Source organism: Rhodococcus sp. 24CO (genome assembly GCF_050586165.1).
Classification (GTDB): domain Bacteria; phylum Actinomycetota; class Actinomycetes; order Mycobacteriales; family Mycobacteriaceae; genus Rhodococcus_F.
Window position 1 is genome coordinate 203972 of sequence record NZ_JAZFNF010000009.1, and the last position, 14723, is coordinate 218694.

Genomic DNA, 14723 nt, shown 5'->3' on the forward strand with positions numbered 1-14723 from the left:
TCTAGCGGTTCTTCTTCAACTGGTCATGGGGGATCAGGATCGTGGTCTCCTCGTTGATCGGCTTCATGGGCTCCAATTTCGGCTGCGTGCTGAGCGAATCAGCCAGCTTCTGACGCGACGCGTCGAGCACCTTCTTCGTGGCAGGACTGGTCGCCACCGCCTTCGCGGCCCGACTGATCTGTTCGTACCGGGCGCGGCCTGCCTTCGTCCCCAGGACGTACCCAGCGGCAACACCGATCAACAAACGCATCATTCCTGCTTCCCTCCAGCACCGATCGTCCTGACTCCATCCTGCCTGATGACTCGCTGGGCAGGCGATTTGGTACTTCGGCGGTGGATTCGCTACAGTTTCTCAGGCAACGCCGGAACGGGCGAAGCGAGCAAGACAATCCCCTGTAGCTCAATTGGCAGAGCTTCCGACTGTTAATCGGACGGTTGCTGGTTCGAGTCCAGCCGGGGGAGCGTTCAGAAGAATCCCTGATCCGCAGCAATGCGGATCAGGGATTTTTTTGTTGCACAATTATGTCGGAGGCCTGTCACGAATTGTCACAGGTGATTCCTTGCAGCGGCAGCGTCTCAACCCAAAGCGCCCCCACCCTCGCTAGGAGGGTGGGAGTCGTCGCTTTCGAGGTTAAATCCTGTGACTTGCCTGGATATCGGCGAGCGCGTTGATACGGCGCTGCAGGTACCGGGTGTGGGACCCGAACCAGACGGGGGCCCACAACCAGGTCATTACTGGCGATACTTGCACCGGCGAGTTCATCATCCCGTGCGCCTGATTCAGTCGCTTCGCGGTGCGAGACAGGCCCACAAGCCCGTAGAACGGAATGATCTGCGACCACCATCGAGTCCAACCCTCGCGTTCACTGCCGGTGAAGGCTGCGAGTTCGCCGTTGATGCGGTCGTACCAGACGAGGTAGTAGATCCCTAGCGTGATGCCGGTCAGCCACCACAGCCCCCACGCACCCTGTTTCCTGATAGTCGCTTGCTGAGTCGTAGCCTGAATCCCCTGCTGCGTCACTGCACTGCCCTTCGATTATTTGCCCACGCGTTGCTCGGTGAGCGCTAGATACTAATACCAGACGGACCGGTCTTAACGGGACCTAATGCCTCGCCAGATGTCAGGGGGTGAGAAATGACTGGCTCGGCCCAGTGGTCACTGCGGCAGTCGATGCCGGTGAGGCTCCGCGCGACCAACAACATGCATTCGAATGTGTGTGCGAAGATGCGAGTATGTCTGTCGAATCTGCGCCGACCAGTTGCCCCAGCGGGCACGCGCTTACCGGGGGCACCTGCCTCGTCGGCTGGGAAGTCTGTGGATGCGCACAAGCTGAAAACGGTGGGCACCGGACGCACTACTGCCGAACTTGTGGCGAGACGGTGCGGACTCCGCCATGCGCCGGAGCGATGCCGCAGACAGACCGGTGGGCGAATCGGGCATGAAGCCCCGCATTCCAGAGTCCGTCCGGTCGTGCCGTCTGTGAACAGTCGTGCCGTGCCTATTGTGGCGTCATGACAGCACCTTCATGGGTCGAACTCGTCGGACGAAATGTGGCAGCGGAGGCGATGTACGTTTCTGGGGAAATGCGAGTGACCGGAAACAAGGGTGACCGGGTCCTCTCCGAGCGCTTCCGATTCTGGCATGGGCCTAATGGGCGCTGGCGTATCGAGAGTGACGACGAGGTTGTGTACATCTCCAGCGCGGGTGGCGACGCGATCGTGCGTGTCGACGGCGAGATGCAGCGTCAGAGAGGCGATTTCGGAACCGTCCACCTCGGGCCCGCATTCAGTCCGTTGGACCTGATGGGGCTGGATTCCATGCTGCGACGGATGAGTGCGCGAATGGAACCATCAGTTGCTCAGCAGGCCACCGTTGGCGGCAGGGCGGCGTGGTCGGTCACCTTGACTTCACCGTCTGGCGACAGTGCTCTGCTGACTTTCGACAGCATTACCGGCGTCCTGGTGCATATGGCGGGGCCGAAAGAGAGCAGCCTGCTGGAGGTCTTCGATGCCCTCGAGCGGCCGCATGACGTTCTCCGAGCGATTGCAGCTGCGGACAGTGGGCAGGCGGCACGTGACGCCGTCATCCAGCTTCTGGGCGTGTCGCCCATCGGAGCCGAAGCAGTGACCACGATGCAGCTCATGGGATTCCGGTCTGACGTGGCCCGGCAACTCCGGGCCGAGCTCGCGAGGCTGCAGGGCGACGCGGCCGACTGACAGCTATCCGAATTACACGCCGGGGCTGTGGGTTTGGTTGATGTCGAGCGTGACCTCGACATCCTCGGCAGGAACATCCGTGAGAAGGTGCACGGCGTCAGCGACCATGTCGGGAATCTGATCGAGTCGGCGGGCCTGGGTGAACGCTCCGTCGACCTCGGGCACCTCGACTGCCCACCAATCGCCGGATTTCGTGACCTTTGCGGTGACCTTCATCTGATGCCTTTCTTGTCGATGGTCGTTCGAAGCAAAAGCCCGGCGCAGGATTCTGCGCCGGGCTTTGGTGTTCATGGTGCGAGCGACTACTTCGCTGCGCGGTCCGAAGGCTCGAACAAGCGAACGATGTGGGCGGGGTTTATGTAGTAGACCCCGTTGGGGGAGTTGAGAACCAACGTGTCCTCAGTGAAATCCTTGACGGTGCCGTTGAGCTTCGCGCCGTCGGACATGATGATCCGGATCGTGGCCTTGGAGTTCTTGAATTCAGAGAGTGCAAGCTTCATGTGATGATCCTGTTCAGTGGGGTGTGCTCTCCAACGTTATCGGGTTCCGGCACCCATGCGAACCAAGTAGAGGTACCTGCTCCGATATGAGTTACACCAGTCACACCCTGCCCGGTTGTGATTCACGTCAGCGGTGCCGGTAACATTCGGACGCGCCGAGATGTCATGCAACTCGGATGGGGCGGTAGCTCAGTCGGTTAGAGCCGTGGACTCATAATCCATTGGTCGCGGGTTCGAGCCCCGCCCGCCCCACGTCAGATGCCCTGCCTCGTACGTCGAGGCAGGGTCTTCATCGTTAAGGCGCGGTTTCGATTCTCCACGGTCTCGTCAGTGGGGTCAGTCGCAAAAACGGAGGAATCTTCTGAATGGTCTGCTGACAAGGCGGGCACGTCGGGTCGATGGCGGCGATGTGCTGGATCTTCTCGCGGCATGGCCGGTGAGTGTCTCGGTTTTCTCGTCGCGATCAGCTGCTGTTGCTGCTGTTAGTGCCGCTGCTGTTCGATGGCATTCGGGTGCGGAGCCAGTCGACGAGGTCTGTTGCACTGCGGGTTTGCATCCAGACTCGGCCGGGGCCGGTGAATTCGGTGACAACGCCTTCGCCGCCGAGGATCATCGATTTCCAGCCGCCGGCCTTGCGGATGCGGTACTGGACGGATTCGTCGAATGCGACGACGTGACCAGAGTCGAGTGTCATCGTTTCTCCTGCGGTGAGGGTCAGCGGCCGGATTGCCCCGTAGCTGGAGAGCAGGATCTCGCCTGTTCCGCTGCACCGCAGCAGAACAAGGCCGGCTCCGCTGAAGAATCCTTTGCTGCCGCCCCACTTCGAGTCGACGTCGATAGTCGGGTCGGATGCGAGCCAGCAGCCGGACTGGACGAGCAGCGCCGTCCCTTCGTCGATGGTGGTTTCGACTACATCGCCGGGCAGTGCTCCGGCGACGCCTACGACACCACCGTGCTCGCTGCTGAAGTCGTTGACGAAGAAGCTCGACCCACCGAGGGAGCGGCGGAGACCTTTCATGAAGCCTCCTCGGGTCGACGTGGTGATGGCGATGTCGCCCCGCATCATCGCCATTGCTCCGGCTTCGACGCGGACTGATCCGCCTGCGGGGACACTGATCTCGGCTAGCGCGAATGCGGGCCCACAACTGATTTCCGTTTTCATGGGTTCCTTTCGATGAGAATTTTTCTCGAGGGTCGGCATTCAGCATCACGTTTGACCGAATCTATGTCCAGTACCGTTTCCGAACGAATTATCGCTTGCGGTGATTCTCCGATTCGAATCCGCGAGGTTCGCTAGCTAATCGTCGCAGTGAGTTCGGATGGGCGTCGGTGGTGTTCGTGTGTAGGCGCCGTTGAACTGAACTCCGTCACCGGTGAGTGTTCCTGGACTCGGTTGTCCGGACGACTACCCGACTACGCGACGAAGTGCGCCGGGTGCAGATTGCGGTTGAGTATCCGATCTGTCGACATGCCCGTCGACGGCGCCGGAACTACAGGGCAGGCTCAGCCCCTTGCGGATGGCTTCGTAGGCGGTGTCGAGTCCTCGTACGAAGCAGTGTAGGTGTGGGTCATCTGGCGAGTCGGCATACATTTACGAGTTCAGTTGTGTACCAATGTTTTCAGTGGAATTCTCGAGGTGATTCGCGGGACCCTCGGCACATGTTTTCGGCGGGTGCGTCGCCGATGGCGCGTAGCGGTCGCAGGTAGTCAGAGCCTGCGCACCTCCTCGAGAGTTTTCCGGGCTCCGACGGCGTGCAACGAGTCGAGAGTAGTTCGGAAGGTCGCGACAAATCGCCGGTTGTCGACCAGGTCGCCGAAAACGGCGCGGTTGCCGATGAAGGCGAGTGGGTCGACAGACTGCTTCCGAGCAAGAGGCACCAACGTGTCAGCTAATTGATCGACCACGGTGATCGGGTCGCCGTTCTCATCGACGCCCTCGGCGTAACGCGCCCAACTGGCCACGATTGCGGTGGACAGATTGATGGGTCCTCCGGTCTCGAGTTGCTTCCGGATCACCGGCAAGAGCCACTTGGGAATTCGATCGGACGACTCGGCGCACAGTCGCGCAATCGTGTCACGAACCTGCGGGTTCGAGAAGCGTTTGATGAGCGTCTTCTTGTACTGGTCGAGGTCGACGCCGGGGACTGGGTCAAGGGTGGGGGTCGCTTCGAGGTTCATGTAGTCGAGCAGGAACCCGGACAGGAGTTCGTCCTGGCACGCCTCGTGAACGAGACGGTATCCGGCGAGATAGCCGAAGTAGGCGATGCCCTGATGGCTGGCATTGAGAAGGCGCAGTTTCATGAGTTCGTACGGGCGAACGTCCGGCACCACATTCACGCCGGCGTTTTCCAAAGGTGGCCTGCCCACCGTGAACTCGTCCTCGAGGAACCATGCGGTGAAGGGTTCGGCGGCGACGGGCCACTGATCGTCGACGCCGAATACTTGGGCGATCTCGGCAGTGACCTCGGCTGTGGTGACGGGCGTGATCCGGTCGACCATGGAGTTGGGGAACGCACCGTTCTGCTCGATCCACTCTGCAAGTTCCGGATCTTTCAGGGCGGCAAAGGCTCCGAAAGCCGTTCGTGCGACGGCTCCGTTCCCTTCGATGTTGTCGCAACTCATGATCGTGAAAGGCGCGAGGCCGCGTTCTCGGCGAAGAGCGAGGGCATCGCACACCAGCCCGAAAGTCGTGCGGGGGAGAGCTCCTGGCCGAAGATCATGCACGACATCGGGATTGGACGCGTCGAACTCACCCGTCGTGTGCAAGATGTTGTATCCGCCCTCGGTGATGGTGAGGGATACGATCTTTGTCGACTCCGACGCCATCTTCTCGATGACAGCACGTGGATCGTCCGGAGCAAACAGGTACTCGACGATAGATCCGATGACCCGACCCTCGAGCGTTCCGTCGGCATGCTTGAGCGCCAGCGTGTACATCCCGTCCTGGGCTCCGAGCGCATCCTTCATCCGTTTGTCCGACGGCATCACTCCGACGCCGCAGATGCCCCACTCGAAGCCTTCTCCTTGGCGTAGGAGGGTATCGATGTACATGGCCTGATGCGCGCGGTGAAAGCCGCCGACACCAAAATGCACTATGCCGGTAGTGACTTTGCTCCGGTCGTAGTTCGGCACTTCGAGTGAAGCATCGAAGTCGTGCATGGTCTTCGTGTTGAGTTCCATGAAAGTTCTAGTCTCCTTCGGCGACGATGACAACGGCTTTGATGCTGCCGGGTACGCGATCGGCTTCGAGTGCCTCGCGCGAGCGTTCGAGTGAAAAGCGGGCTGTGACCATCGAATCCAGATCTACTCGACCAGAAGCGACCAGTGCCGCGGCGATCGGCCACGTGTTGGCGTATCGGAACACGCCGGTGAGGACGAGTTCGCGACCCTGAATGATGGGGACGGGAAGCGGGATTTCGTCTGCGCCCATCCCGACCAACACAACTGTCCCGGCCGGCCGAACGGCGTGAATGCCGTCGATCACGGCGGCTGTGGCTCCCGAGGCGTCGATGAACGCGTCGACGCCGAGTGAACGTACATCGCTCTCGCGGGGGTCGACCACGGTGGTGGCGCCGAATTTCAGTGCCACCTCGCGTCGGGCGGCGTCGATGTCCGAGACGATGACCTCGGTGGCGCCAAAAGCCTTGGCTACCTGCGTCGTCACAATTCCCACAGGTCCGGCGCCGGCGACGAGGACTCGGGACCCACCGGTGACGCCCGCCTTCTGGACAGATGCAATGCCCACGGAGAGTGGCTCGAACAGCGCTGCGGCCTCATAAGACACTGAATCGGCGATGGGATGCGCGAAGTCGGCGCCAATGGTCACGTAGTCCGTCAATGCACCGTCGATGGGAGGCGTCGCAAAGAACTCCATGTTGGGGCAGAGGTTGTACCGGCCGGATTTCGATTCCGAACTGGTCGGATCGGGTTTCTGCGGTTCGATGGAAACCCGTTGTCCGATGCGGCTGGGATCAACGCCGTCCCCGACGGCTGCGATCCGACCTGACGCCTCGTGTCCCAGAACGAGGGGAGCGTCGACCACATAAGGGCCGATGCGGCCTTCGCGGTAGTAATGCGCGTCCGATCCGCATACGCCCACCGCGTGGACACGGATGAGGACTTCGCCAGGCCCGGGCGACGGTCGCGGTCTTTCCTCCATCTGCATCTTTCCGACCTCAATAAGGACATTTGCCCGAATTGTCGCAGGTAGATCGATGGATTCACCGGAAACTGTTGTGTGCGTCACAACGTAGATGTTAGCTTAATGAGCATAAGAACATCTAGTGAGCATTTGCTCACGACCAAAAGAAATTTACGAGGAGAACGCGTGAACCAGCCGGCTCAGCCCACAGGACTCAAGACGTCGAAGACGCCGGCTTCCGAAGATGTCCGACTCGCGCTGCGTGCGGCAACGATGTATCACCTCGAAGGTGCTACTCAGGCGGAGATCGCGGCAAAACTCGGTGTCTCGAGGCCGACGGCGGGCCGCTTGCTGGCTCGGGCACGGTCGCAAGGTTTGGTCAGGGTCGAGATCTTGGTTCCGCCGGAGTTGGAAGGTTCGGTAAACACGGAACTGGAGTCCGAACTCGAGAAGCGATTCGGTCTGGCTGAGGTTTTGGTTGTCCCCGAAGCGAATTCGGATTCGGATGATCCCGACTACGATGCGTTGGGTCGTCGCGCTGCTGACGTGCTGGTGCGGCGTTTGCAGCCGTCGAGCATTCTCGGATTCACGTGGGGCCCGGAAACCGTTGCGGTTGCAGGTTCTTTGCCGGATCGGGCGGCCAAGTGCTCGGCTGTGGTACAACTTGACGGCTCCATGACGGTGACCGACTATCAAACCGGCGTTGACTTCACTATCGGCCGATGTGCACAACAGTTGCAGGCCAATCCGATTCGTCTCAATGCTCCGCTCTACGCCGATCCGGCGACGGTGGAGTCGCTGCGAAACGATTCGGTCATATCGAGGGCTATGCAAGCCGGAATCGATTCCGACATAATGGTTTTCGGTGTTGGTGCCGTATCCACGGCTACCACGTTGTTTGCCGGTAGCTTTGTCGACTCGACCATGCTCGACGAGTTGGAAAGTCGCGGCGCGGTTGGTGAAATCGGGGGCCGTTTCTACACGGTCGACGGAACTCCAGTGGAGGGGCCACTGCCCGAGCGGACGGTCTCCGTATCGCTCGATGCAGTGAAATCCTGTGATCAGACCATTCTGATTTCGGGGGGAACACACAAACGCCAGGCCGTTCTGGGCGCATTGCGCGGAGGTTTGGCACACGTAATCGTCACCGATGTCGAGTGCGCCCAGTGGCTGCTCGAAAGCTAGCGCTCTCACGAGTTCTGCCTGCTGAGCGTGCAACTGACACGTGAGTGTGAAGGAAGGTAATCCGTGAAAACAGGAAGACGAGTGTGGGGCGCTGCTACTGCAGCTCTCTGCCTCCTGGTGTCGGGATGTGCGGGTGCGGGCGCACTCGGTGGTTCCGGCGAACGAACCGTCACCATTGCGATGGTGTCGAACTCACAGATGCAGGACGCCATCAAATTGGCACCCGCTTTCGAAGCCGAGAACCCGGGGATCGACCTCAAGTTCGTCAGCCTCTCCGAGAATCAGGCGCGCGCCAAGATCACGGCATCGACGGCTACCGGTGGCGGTGAATTCGATGTAGTCATGATCAGTAACTACGAGACGCCGCAGTGGGCCGCCAACGGTTGGCTCGAGAACCTGTCCGAGCATGCCAATGCCACACCGGGTTACGACGAAAACGACTTCATTCCGTCGATCAAGACGTCCCTGTCCTATGAGGACAACATGTACGCCGTTCCTTTCTACGGTGAGTCGTCGTTCCTGATGTATCGCAAAGACCTGTTCGACCAGGCCGGCATCACGGTTCCCGAAGATCCGACGTGGCAGGAAGTTGCCGGTTGGGCAGAGCGGTTCGACAACCCTGACGCCAAAATGTCGGGTATCTGCCTTCGTGGAAAGCCCGGCTGGGGCGAGGTTCTCGCGCCGCTGAACACCGTGATCAACACATTCGGTGGCCGCTGGTTCGACGAAGACTGGAATGCGCAGCTGACCAGTCCGGAGGTGGAAGACGCCGTTCAGTTCTACGTCGACACCGTGAAGGAGCATGGTCAGCCGGGTCCTGCGACCAGTGGATTCGGTGAGTGTGCAACGCAATTCGCACAGGGCAATACCGCGATGTGGTACGACGCGACGTCGGCGGTATCGGTGCTGGAAGATCCCGCGTCGTCGAAGGTGTACGGAAACATCGGCTACGCAAAGGCTCCGAAGGTCGAGAAATCCGATCCCGGATGGCTGTACACGTGGGCGCTCGGTATTCCGGAGTCGGCCCAGAACAAGGACGACGCGTGGAAGTTCATCTCGTGGATGACAAACAAAGAGTACATCCAGCGAGTCGGCACGGAACTCGGGTGGTCGAGAGTCCCTCCGGGAAGTCGTCTTTCGACCTATGAGATCCCGGAGTATCAGGAAGCCGCCAAGGCGTTCGCTGAGATTACTCTCGAATCGATCAACAATGCAGATCCGAAAAACCCTACAGTGCAACCGGTTCCGTACACCGGAGTCCAGTTCCTCACGATTCCTGAGTTTCAGGATCTGGGCACTCGCGTCAGCCAGCAGATCAGCGCTGCCATCGCGGGTCAGAAGAGTGTGAAAGAAGCACTCGAACAATCGCAGCAGTATGCCGAGGTGGTCGGCAAGACCTATCAGGAGAACCGATGACTACGGTTGCTGAGCACAGAACTGCGGTGGACGACGCGCCGCCGGTCCGAATCGACAAGAAGATCTCTCGCGCCGAGGGGTGGCGTCGTCGAGGTCCGTTGTTGCCGGCGTTGATCTTCGCGATTGTCGTCACCCAGATTCCGTTCCTGTTCACGCTGTACTACTCCACGCAGTCGTGGAACCTCGTGCGGCCGGGATCACGGCATTTCAATGGGTTGGACAACTACATCGAGGTGTTCAAGGACAGTCAGTTCCGCGAGGTGGCTGTCAACACGGTCATCATGATCGTGGGAACGGTCATCGTGTCCGTGATCCTCGGACTGGCGCTGGCACTGCTTCTCGACCGGGCGTTCCTCGGCCGCGGAATTGTGCGAACGCTGCTGATCACGCCGTTCCTCATCACCCCGGTCGCCGGCGCATTGCTGTGGAAGACAACGATGTTCGACCCGGTGTTCGGCATCGTGAACTTCGTTCTCCAGCCGTTCGGTGTCGGCCAGGTCGACTGGGTGAGCAAGTTTCCGCTCGCGGCGGTCATGATCAATCTGATCTGGCAGTGGACCCCGTTCATGATGTTGCTGATCCTGGCCGGGCTGCAGTCCATGCCCCGCGACATTCTCGAGGCCGCGCGAGTCGACGGCGCCAAGCCGTTTGCGATGTTCCGCGAATTGACGTTGCCGCACCTGCGCCGCTTCATAGAACTCGGCGCAGTGCTCGGTGCGATCTACCTCGTGAACACCTTCGACGCGGTGTACATGATGACGGCGGGAGGGCCAGGAGTCGCCAGCTCGAACCTGCCGTTCTACATCTACCAGCGTGCGTTTCTCGGCTTCGACGTCGGTCAAGCTGCGGCGATGGGCGTCGTGACAGTGATCGCGACCATCATCGTGTCGACACTCGCGCTCCGATTGATCTTCAAGAGCTTCACCGGTAATGAGGAGGCTGCGTGATGACTACCGTAGATACGACAAGCGCGACGACCGACAAGCCCGTGGTGAAGAAAAAGAAAAGCAGCAAGTTCAGTCCCTGGTCGGTTGTGGCATGGATTGCCGCCTTGGGCTTCTTCTTTCCGGTCTTCTGGATGGTTCTGACGGCCTTCAAGACCGAAGCCGATGCGTACACGGATCCGCCGAAGTTGTTCTTCACCCCGACGCTCGAGCAGTTCCGCGCCGTTCTCGATTCGGGTCTGGGTACCACGCTGGCGAACTCGGCGTTCGCCACGGGAATGTCCACCATTCTTGTTCTGCTACTGGGTGTTCCGGCAGCGTTTGCCCTCTCGCTCCGTCCGGTGAAGAAGACGCAGGATGTGCTGTTCTTCTTCATCAGCACCAAGATGCTCCCCGTTGTGGCAGCGATCGTGCCGCTGTACGTGATCGTCAACGACATCGGATTGCTCGACAACATCTGGGCACTGGTCATCTTGTACACATCGATGAATCTGCCGATCGCGGTGTGGATGATGCGGTCGTTCTTTCTCGAAGTTCCCGGCGAGCTCCTCGAAGCCGCCAGTATGGACGGCGCGAGTTTGTGGACCTCGGTTCGTGAGGTGATCCTGCCGCTGATCTCGCCCGGCATCGCTGCCACTGCGCTGATCTGCGTGATCTTCTCGTGGAACGAGTTCTTCTTCGCAGTTAACCTGACTGCTGTTCAGGCCCAGACGATTCCGGTGTTCCTGGTCGGATTCATCACCGGTGAGGGACTCTACTGGGCCCGACTTTCTGCAGCAGCAACCATGGCGGCATTGCCCGTCATCCTGGCCGGTTGGTTCGCCCAGAACAAGCTGGTGCGCGGCCTGTCCTTCGGCGCCATCAAATGACCCGGTGCAATCCACTCATTCGCCCCACACTTTCAGGAGTTCGTCATGGCTGAAATCTCTTACCGGAAAGCGTCTTGCATCTACGAAGGTGCCGGAACCCTCGCTGTCGATTCCCTCGATCTCGATATCAAGGACGGCGAGTTCATCGTCCTCGTCGGACCGTCAGGATCAGGAAAGTCCACTGCGCTGCGCATGTTGGCCGGGCTCGAGGATATCGACTCGGGTGCAATCACGATCAACGGCAAGGACATGACCGATGTCCCGTCGAAGGATCGCGACATCGCCATGGTTTTCCAGAACTACGCCCTGTATCCCAACAAAACCGTCGGCGAGAACATGGGCTTCGCGCTGAAGATGCGTGGGGTTCCTTTGGAGGAACGAAAGAAGAAGGTTGCCGAAGCTGCAAAACTCCTCGACTTGACCGAGTACCTGGACCGCAAGCCCGCCAAACTGTCCGGTGGTCAGCGTCAGCGAGTTGCCATGGGACGCGCCATCGTTCGTGAACCTCAGGTGTTCTGCATGGACGAGCCGCTGTCCAACCTCGACGCGAAGCTGCGGGTCCAGACGCGTACGCAAATCGCGGCATTGCAGCGTCGACTCGGAACCACCACCGTGTACGTCACTCACGATCAGGTGGAAGCGATGACGATGGGCGATCGAGTCGCAGTCCTCAAAGGTGGCAAATTGCAACAGTTTGCATCACCGACCGAGCTCTACGATCGTCCCGCAAACGCGTTTGTCGCCGGCTTCATCGGATCGCCGGGAATGAACTTGGTGACGGCGCCGGTAACCTCGGGCGGCGTTCGGTTCGGTTCCGTCGACGTTCCGCTCGACCGTGAGCAGATGACGGCAATTGCTGCCGCCGGGTTGGATTCGGTCACCGTCGGAATCAGGCCGGAACAATTCCAGGTGGTTCCCGCGGGAACCGGTATCGCCGCTCAGATCGATCTGGTCGAAGAACTGGGCAACGAGTCGTACATCTACGCCCACGTGCCGGGAACGGATGCCGATCCCATTTCACTCGTCGCCCGTACGGGTGGACGATCGCAATTGCAGTACGGCCAGACGCTCGGATTCGAGCGGGTAGACGGACCGGTTCACCTCTTCGATCCCACGACCGGTGAGCGCGTGGGTAACTGAGTCCCATCCGAAATCGTGCCCTGCTCGGCGCTCGAACTCGATCGCGCCGAGCAGGGCATTACCATGATCGCCTCAAAGTTAAGGTCTACCGATGAGTGATACCCGAAATCGATCCGTCGTGGTGTGTGGTGAGGGCCTGGTCGATCTGGTGCCGGTGGGGGAGAACTTCTCACCCAAACTTGGCGGCGGACCGTTCAACGTCGCACTCACGTTGGGCAGACTCGGATCGGCTGTCGGGTTTGTCTCCCGGCTCTCGGCCGACGCGTTCGGTGATCGCATGATCGACTCGTTGACCGCGTCGGGTGTCGACACCGGTGCGGTGGAACGTGGCCCGGAGCCGACCACACTTGCCGTCGTCAATCTTTCCGGCGACGGCAGTGCCCGGTACAGCTTCTATCTGGAGGGCACAGCGGATCGGCTGTTCAGTGCGCCGGAACTTCCCGATGCCCGCGCATTCTCGTTCGGAACCCTCTCGCTGGTGTTGGAACCCGGAGCGTCCGCATACGAAGCGATGCTGATCGAGGCCCATACGCGTGGACGACTCACGATGGTGGACCCCAATATTCGACCCGCGGTCATCAGCGACCCCGACGCCTACCGTCGACGGTTCCGCACCTGGTTGCCATCTATCGACATCCTCAAAGTGAGCGACGACGACGCGGCGTGGTTGGGCTCGGTCGACGGTCGCGAGTGGCTGGCCGACGGTGTCGGAGCAATCTTGTTGACGCGAGGCGGCGATGGATTGACAGTGCTGACATCGGGATTCGAGGTTTCGGTACCGGCGCCGACGGTTCGCGTCGCCGACACCATCGGAGCGGGGGACACGGTGCACGGCGCTCTGTTGGCTTACTTGGAGCGCCACGACGCGCTCGATCCCGCAGCTGTTCGCAGCTTCACGGCACCTCAATGGGAGGCCGCGCTGGAGTTCGCGGCGCGCGCTGCTGCCGTCACGGTGTCACGACCCGGCGCGGACCCGCCGTGGTCGGCAGAGTTGTCCCACTGAGTTGTTGTCCCACTGAGCGGGCTGATTCCGAAATGCCCGGCACGTGTTTTCCCAGCTCAATTGGACGTCTGACCTGCGGAACGAAAACTTTCGTTAGAACACGTTCCAATTTCCGTTATTTGTGGCTATGGTCACAGTGATAGATGCGGGTGTGCAAATGAAAGGGTGAACTGACGTGAAGACCAAGGGTGCAATCCTGTGGGGCCTGGGCGAGAAATGGTCCGTCGAGGAGATCGAGATCGGCGATCCGGTAGCCGGTGAAGTCCAGATCCGCATGGAAGCGGCCGGGATGTGCCACTCCGATCACCACATCGTCACCGGCGCCACGCCGATGCCGTCGTTCCCCGTGATGGGCGGCCACGAAGGCTCGGGCGTCATCACCAAACTCGGCCCCGAGGTTTCCGGTCTCGAGGTCGGCGATCATGTCGTACTGTCCTTCATCCCGGCCTGTGGAACCTGTCCGGCCTGTTCGGCCGGACATCAGAATCTCTGTGATCTCGGCATGGGGCTCCTCAGCGGTCAGGCCATCAGTGACGGCACGTACCGAATTCAGGCTCGCGGCGAGAACGTGATCCCGATGTGCCTGCTCGGAACGTTTGCCCCGTACATGGTTGTTAACCAGTCCTCGGTGGTGAAAATCGACAAGGACATCCCGTTCGAGGTTGCCGCGCTTGTCGGTTGTGGTGTTCCTACCGGTTGGGGTTCTGCGACGCACATTGCCGACGTCAAGCCAGGCGAAGACGTTGTCATCATGGGTGTCGGCGGCGTCGGCATCAGTGCTCTGCAGGGCGCCGTTGCGTCCGGTGCGCGGTACGTCTTTGCTATCGATCCGGTGCCGTGGAAGCGTGAGCAGGCTCTGAAGTTCGGTGCCACGCACGCGTTCGAGAGTGCCGCTGCGGCAATTCAACCCATCATCGAAGCGACACACGGACGGATGGCTCAGAAGACCATCATCACCGTCGGTGAGATGAAGGGCGAATACGTCGAAGAGGCGATGATCCTCACGGCCAAGGCCGGACGTTGTGTTGTCACCGCAATGGGGCACCTGACGGACATGGACGTCAAGCTCAATCTGTTCCTGATGTCGATGCTGCAGAAGGATCTCCAGGGCAACATCTTCGGCGGCGGCAATGCCCGCCAAGACGTTCCGAACCTGCTCGCGATGTACAAGGCAGGCAAGCTCAACCTCGATGACATGGTCACCCGCACGTACACCCTTGAAGGCGTAAACGACGGCTACCAAGACATGCTGGACGGCAAGAATATCCGCGGCGTGATCCGTTACACCGAAGCGGACTGGTGATCTAC

At 60.3% G+C, this 14723-nt stretch carries 15 protein-coding genes and 2 tRNA genes; 10 read left to right on the forward strand and 7 right to left on the reverse strand.

From position 1 onward, the window contains the following. Position 1 precedes the first annotated feature (1 nt). Positions 2 to 253 carry a hypothetical protein gene (locus V2B23_RS23300; RefSeq protein ID WP_033233058.1) on the reverse strand — a complete coding sequence of 84 codons (252 nt, stop codon included), beginning with the start codon at positions 251 to 253 and terminating at the stop codon, positions 2 to 4. 136 nt (positions 254 to 389) lie between these two features. Between V2B23_RS23300 and V2B23_RS23305 the strand changes: the two genes are divergently transcribed. After that, a tRNA-Asn gene (locus tag V2B23_RS23305) sits at positions 390 to 462 on the forward strand. 169 nt (positions 463 to 631) lie between these two features. Here the strand turns inward: V2B23_RS23305 and V2B23_RS23310 are convergent. Then, complete coding sequence (locus tag V2B23_RS23310) at positions 632 to 1021, reverse strand: hypothetical protein (protein WP_430952487.1); 390 nt, start codon at positions 1019 to 1021, stop codon at positions 632 to 634. A 491-nt stretch (positions 1022 to 1512) separates the two neighbouring features. Between V2B23_RS23310 and V2B23_RS23315 the strand changes: the two genes are divergently transcribed. Continuing rightward, positions 1513 to 2217 (forward strand): hypothetical protein, encoded by a 705-nt coding sequence (locus V2B23_RS23315; protein ID WP_430952488.1) that lies wholly within the window; start codon positions 1513 to 1515, stop codon positions 2215 to 2217. Between the two features lie 12 nt (positions 2218 to 2229). Here V2B23_RS23315 and V2B23_RS23320 read toward each other — a convergent pair whose 3' ends face one another. Continuing rightward, a complete protein-coding gene (locus V2B23_RS23320) occupies positions 2230 to 2433 on the reverse strand; it encodes a hypothetical protein (RefSeq protein WP_430952622.1) in 204 nt (67 codons plus the stop codon). Between the two features lie 86 nt (positions 2434 to 2519). Further along, positions 2520 to 2717, reverse strand: coding sequence for a hypothetical protein (locus tag V2B23_RS23325; protein WP_258957221.1), 198 nt, complete (start codon positions 2715 to 2717; stop codon positions 2520 to 2522). A 178-nt stretch (positions 2718 to 2895) separates the two neighbouring features. Here V2B23_RS23325 and V2B23_RS23330 point away from each other — a divergent pair. Further along, positions 2896 to 2969, forward strand: a tRNA-Ile gene (locus V2B23_RS23330). A 211-nt stretch (positions 2970 to 3180) separates the two neighbouring features. Here V2B23_RS23330 and V2B23_RS23335 read toward each other — a convergent pair. From V2B23_RS23335 to V2B23_RS23345, 3 genes are all read right to left on the reverse strand, one after another. Continuing rightward, positions 3181 to 3879 carry a TIGR00266 family protein gene (locus V2B23_RS23335; protein ID WP_430952489.1) on the reverse strand — a complete coding sequence of 233 codons (699 nt, stop codon included), beginning with the start codon at positions 3877 to 3879 and terminating at the stop codon, positions 3181 to 3183. Between the two features lie 545 nt (positions 3880 to 4424). Further along, on the reverse strand, positions 4425 to 5897 hold the full coding sequence (locus V2B23_RS23340; RefSeq protein ID WP_430952490.1) for a mannitol dehydrogenase family protein: 1473 nt from the start codon (positions 5895 to 5897) through the stop codon (positions 4425 to 4427). A 7-nt stretch (positions 5898 to 5904) separates the two neighbouring features. Continuing rightward, on the reverse strand, positions 5905 to 6915 hold the full coding sequence (locus V2B23_RS23345; RefSeq protein ID WP_430952608.1) for an NAD(P)-dependent alcohol dehydrogenase: 1011 nt from the start codon (positions 6913 to 6915) through the stop codon (positions 5905 to 5907). A gap of 129 nt (positions 6916 to 7044) precedes the next feature. Here V2B23_RS23345 and V2B23_RS23350 point away from each other — a divergent pair, with 129 nt between their 5' ends. The 7 genes from V2B23_RS23350 to V2B23_RS23380 all read left to right on the forward strand — a co-directional run bounded on the left by V2B23_RS23350 (position 7045) and on the right by V2B23_RS23380 (position 14718). After that, positions 7045 to 8043: a sugar-binding transcriptional regulator gene (locus V2B23_RS23350; RefSeq protein WP_430952491.1), complete on the forward strand. Its 999-nt coding sequence runs from the start codon at positions 7045 to 7047 to the stop codon at positions 8041 to 8043. Positions 8044 to 8106: 63 nt separating this feature from the next. Then, on the forward strand, positions 8107 to 9459 hold the full coding sequence (locus V2B23_RS23355; RefSeq protein ID WP_430952492.1) for an ABC transporter substrate-binding protein: 1353 nt from the start codon (positions 8107 to 8109) through the stop codon (positions 9457 to 9459). Further along, positions 9456 to 10406 (forward strand): carbohydrate ABC transporter permease, encoded by a 951-nt coding sequence (locus V2B23_RS23360; protein WP_430952493.1) that lies wholly within the window; start codon positions 9456 to 9458, stop codon positions 10404 to 10406. Before V2B23_RS23355 ends, V2B23_RS23360 begins: the two co-directional genes overlap by 4 nt. Next, positions 10406 to 11272, forward strand: coding sequence for a carbohydrate ABC transporter permease (locus tag V2B23_RS23365; protein ID WP_045067029.1), 867 nt, complete (start codon positions 10406 to 10408; stop codon positions 11270 to 11272). Before V2B23_RS23360 ends, V2B23_RS23365 begins: the two co-directional genes overlap by 1 nt. 45 nt (positions 11273 to 11317) lie before the next feature. Next, complete coding sequence (locus tag V2B23_RS23370) at positions 11318 to 12412, forward strand: ABC transporter ATP-binding protein (protein ID WP_430952494.1); 1095 nt, start codon at positions 11318 to 11320, stop codon at positions 12410 to 12412. A 91-nt stretch (positions 12413 to 12503) separates the two neighbouring features. After that, positions 12504 to 13415: a carbohydrate kinase family protein gene (locus tag V2B23_RS23375; RefSeq protein ID WP_430952495.1), complete on the forward strand. Its 912-nt coding sequence runs from the start codon at positions 12504 to 12506 to the stop codon at positions 13413 to 13415. A gap of 175 nt (positions 13416 to 13590) precedes the next feature. Beyond that, complete coding sequence (locus tag V2B23_RS23380; RefSeq protein WP_033233085.1) at positions 13591 to 14718, forward strand: NDMA-dependent alcohol dehydrogenase; 1128 nt, start codon at positions 13591 to 13593, stop codon at positions 14716 to 14718. Positions 14719 to 14723 lie beyond the last annotated feature (5 nt).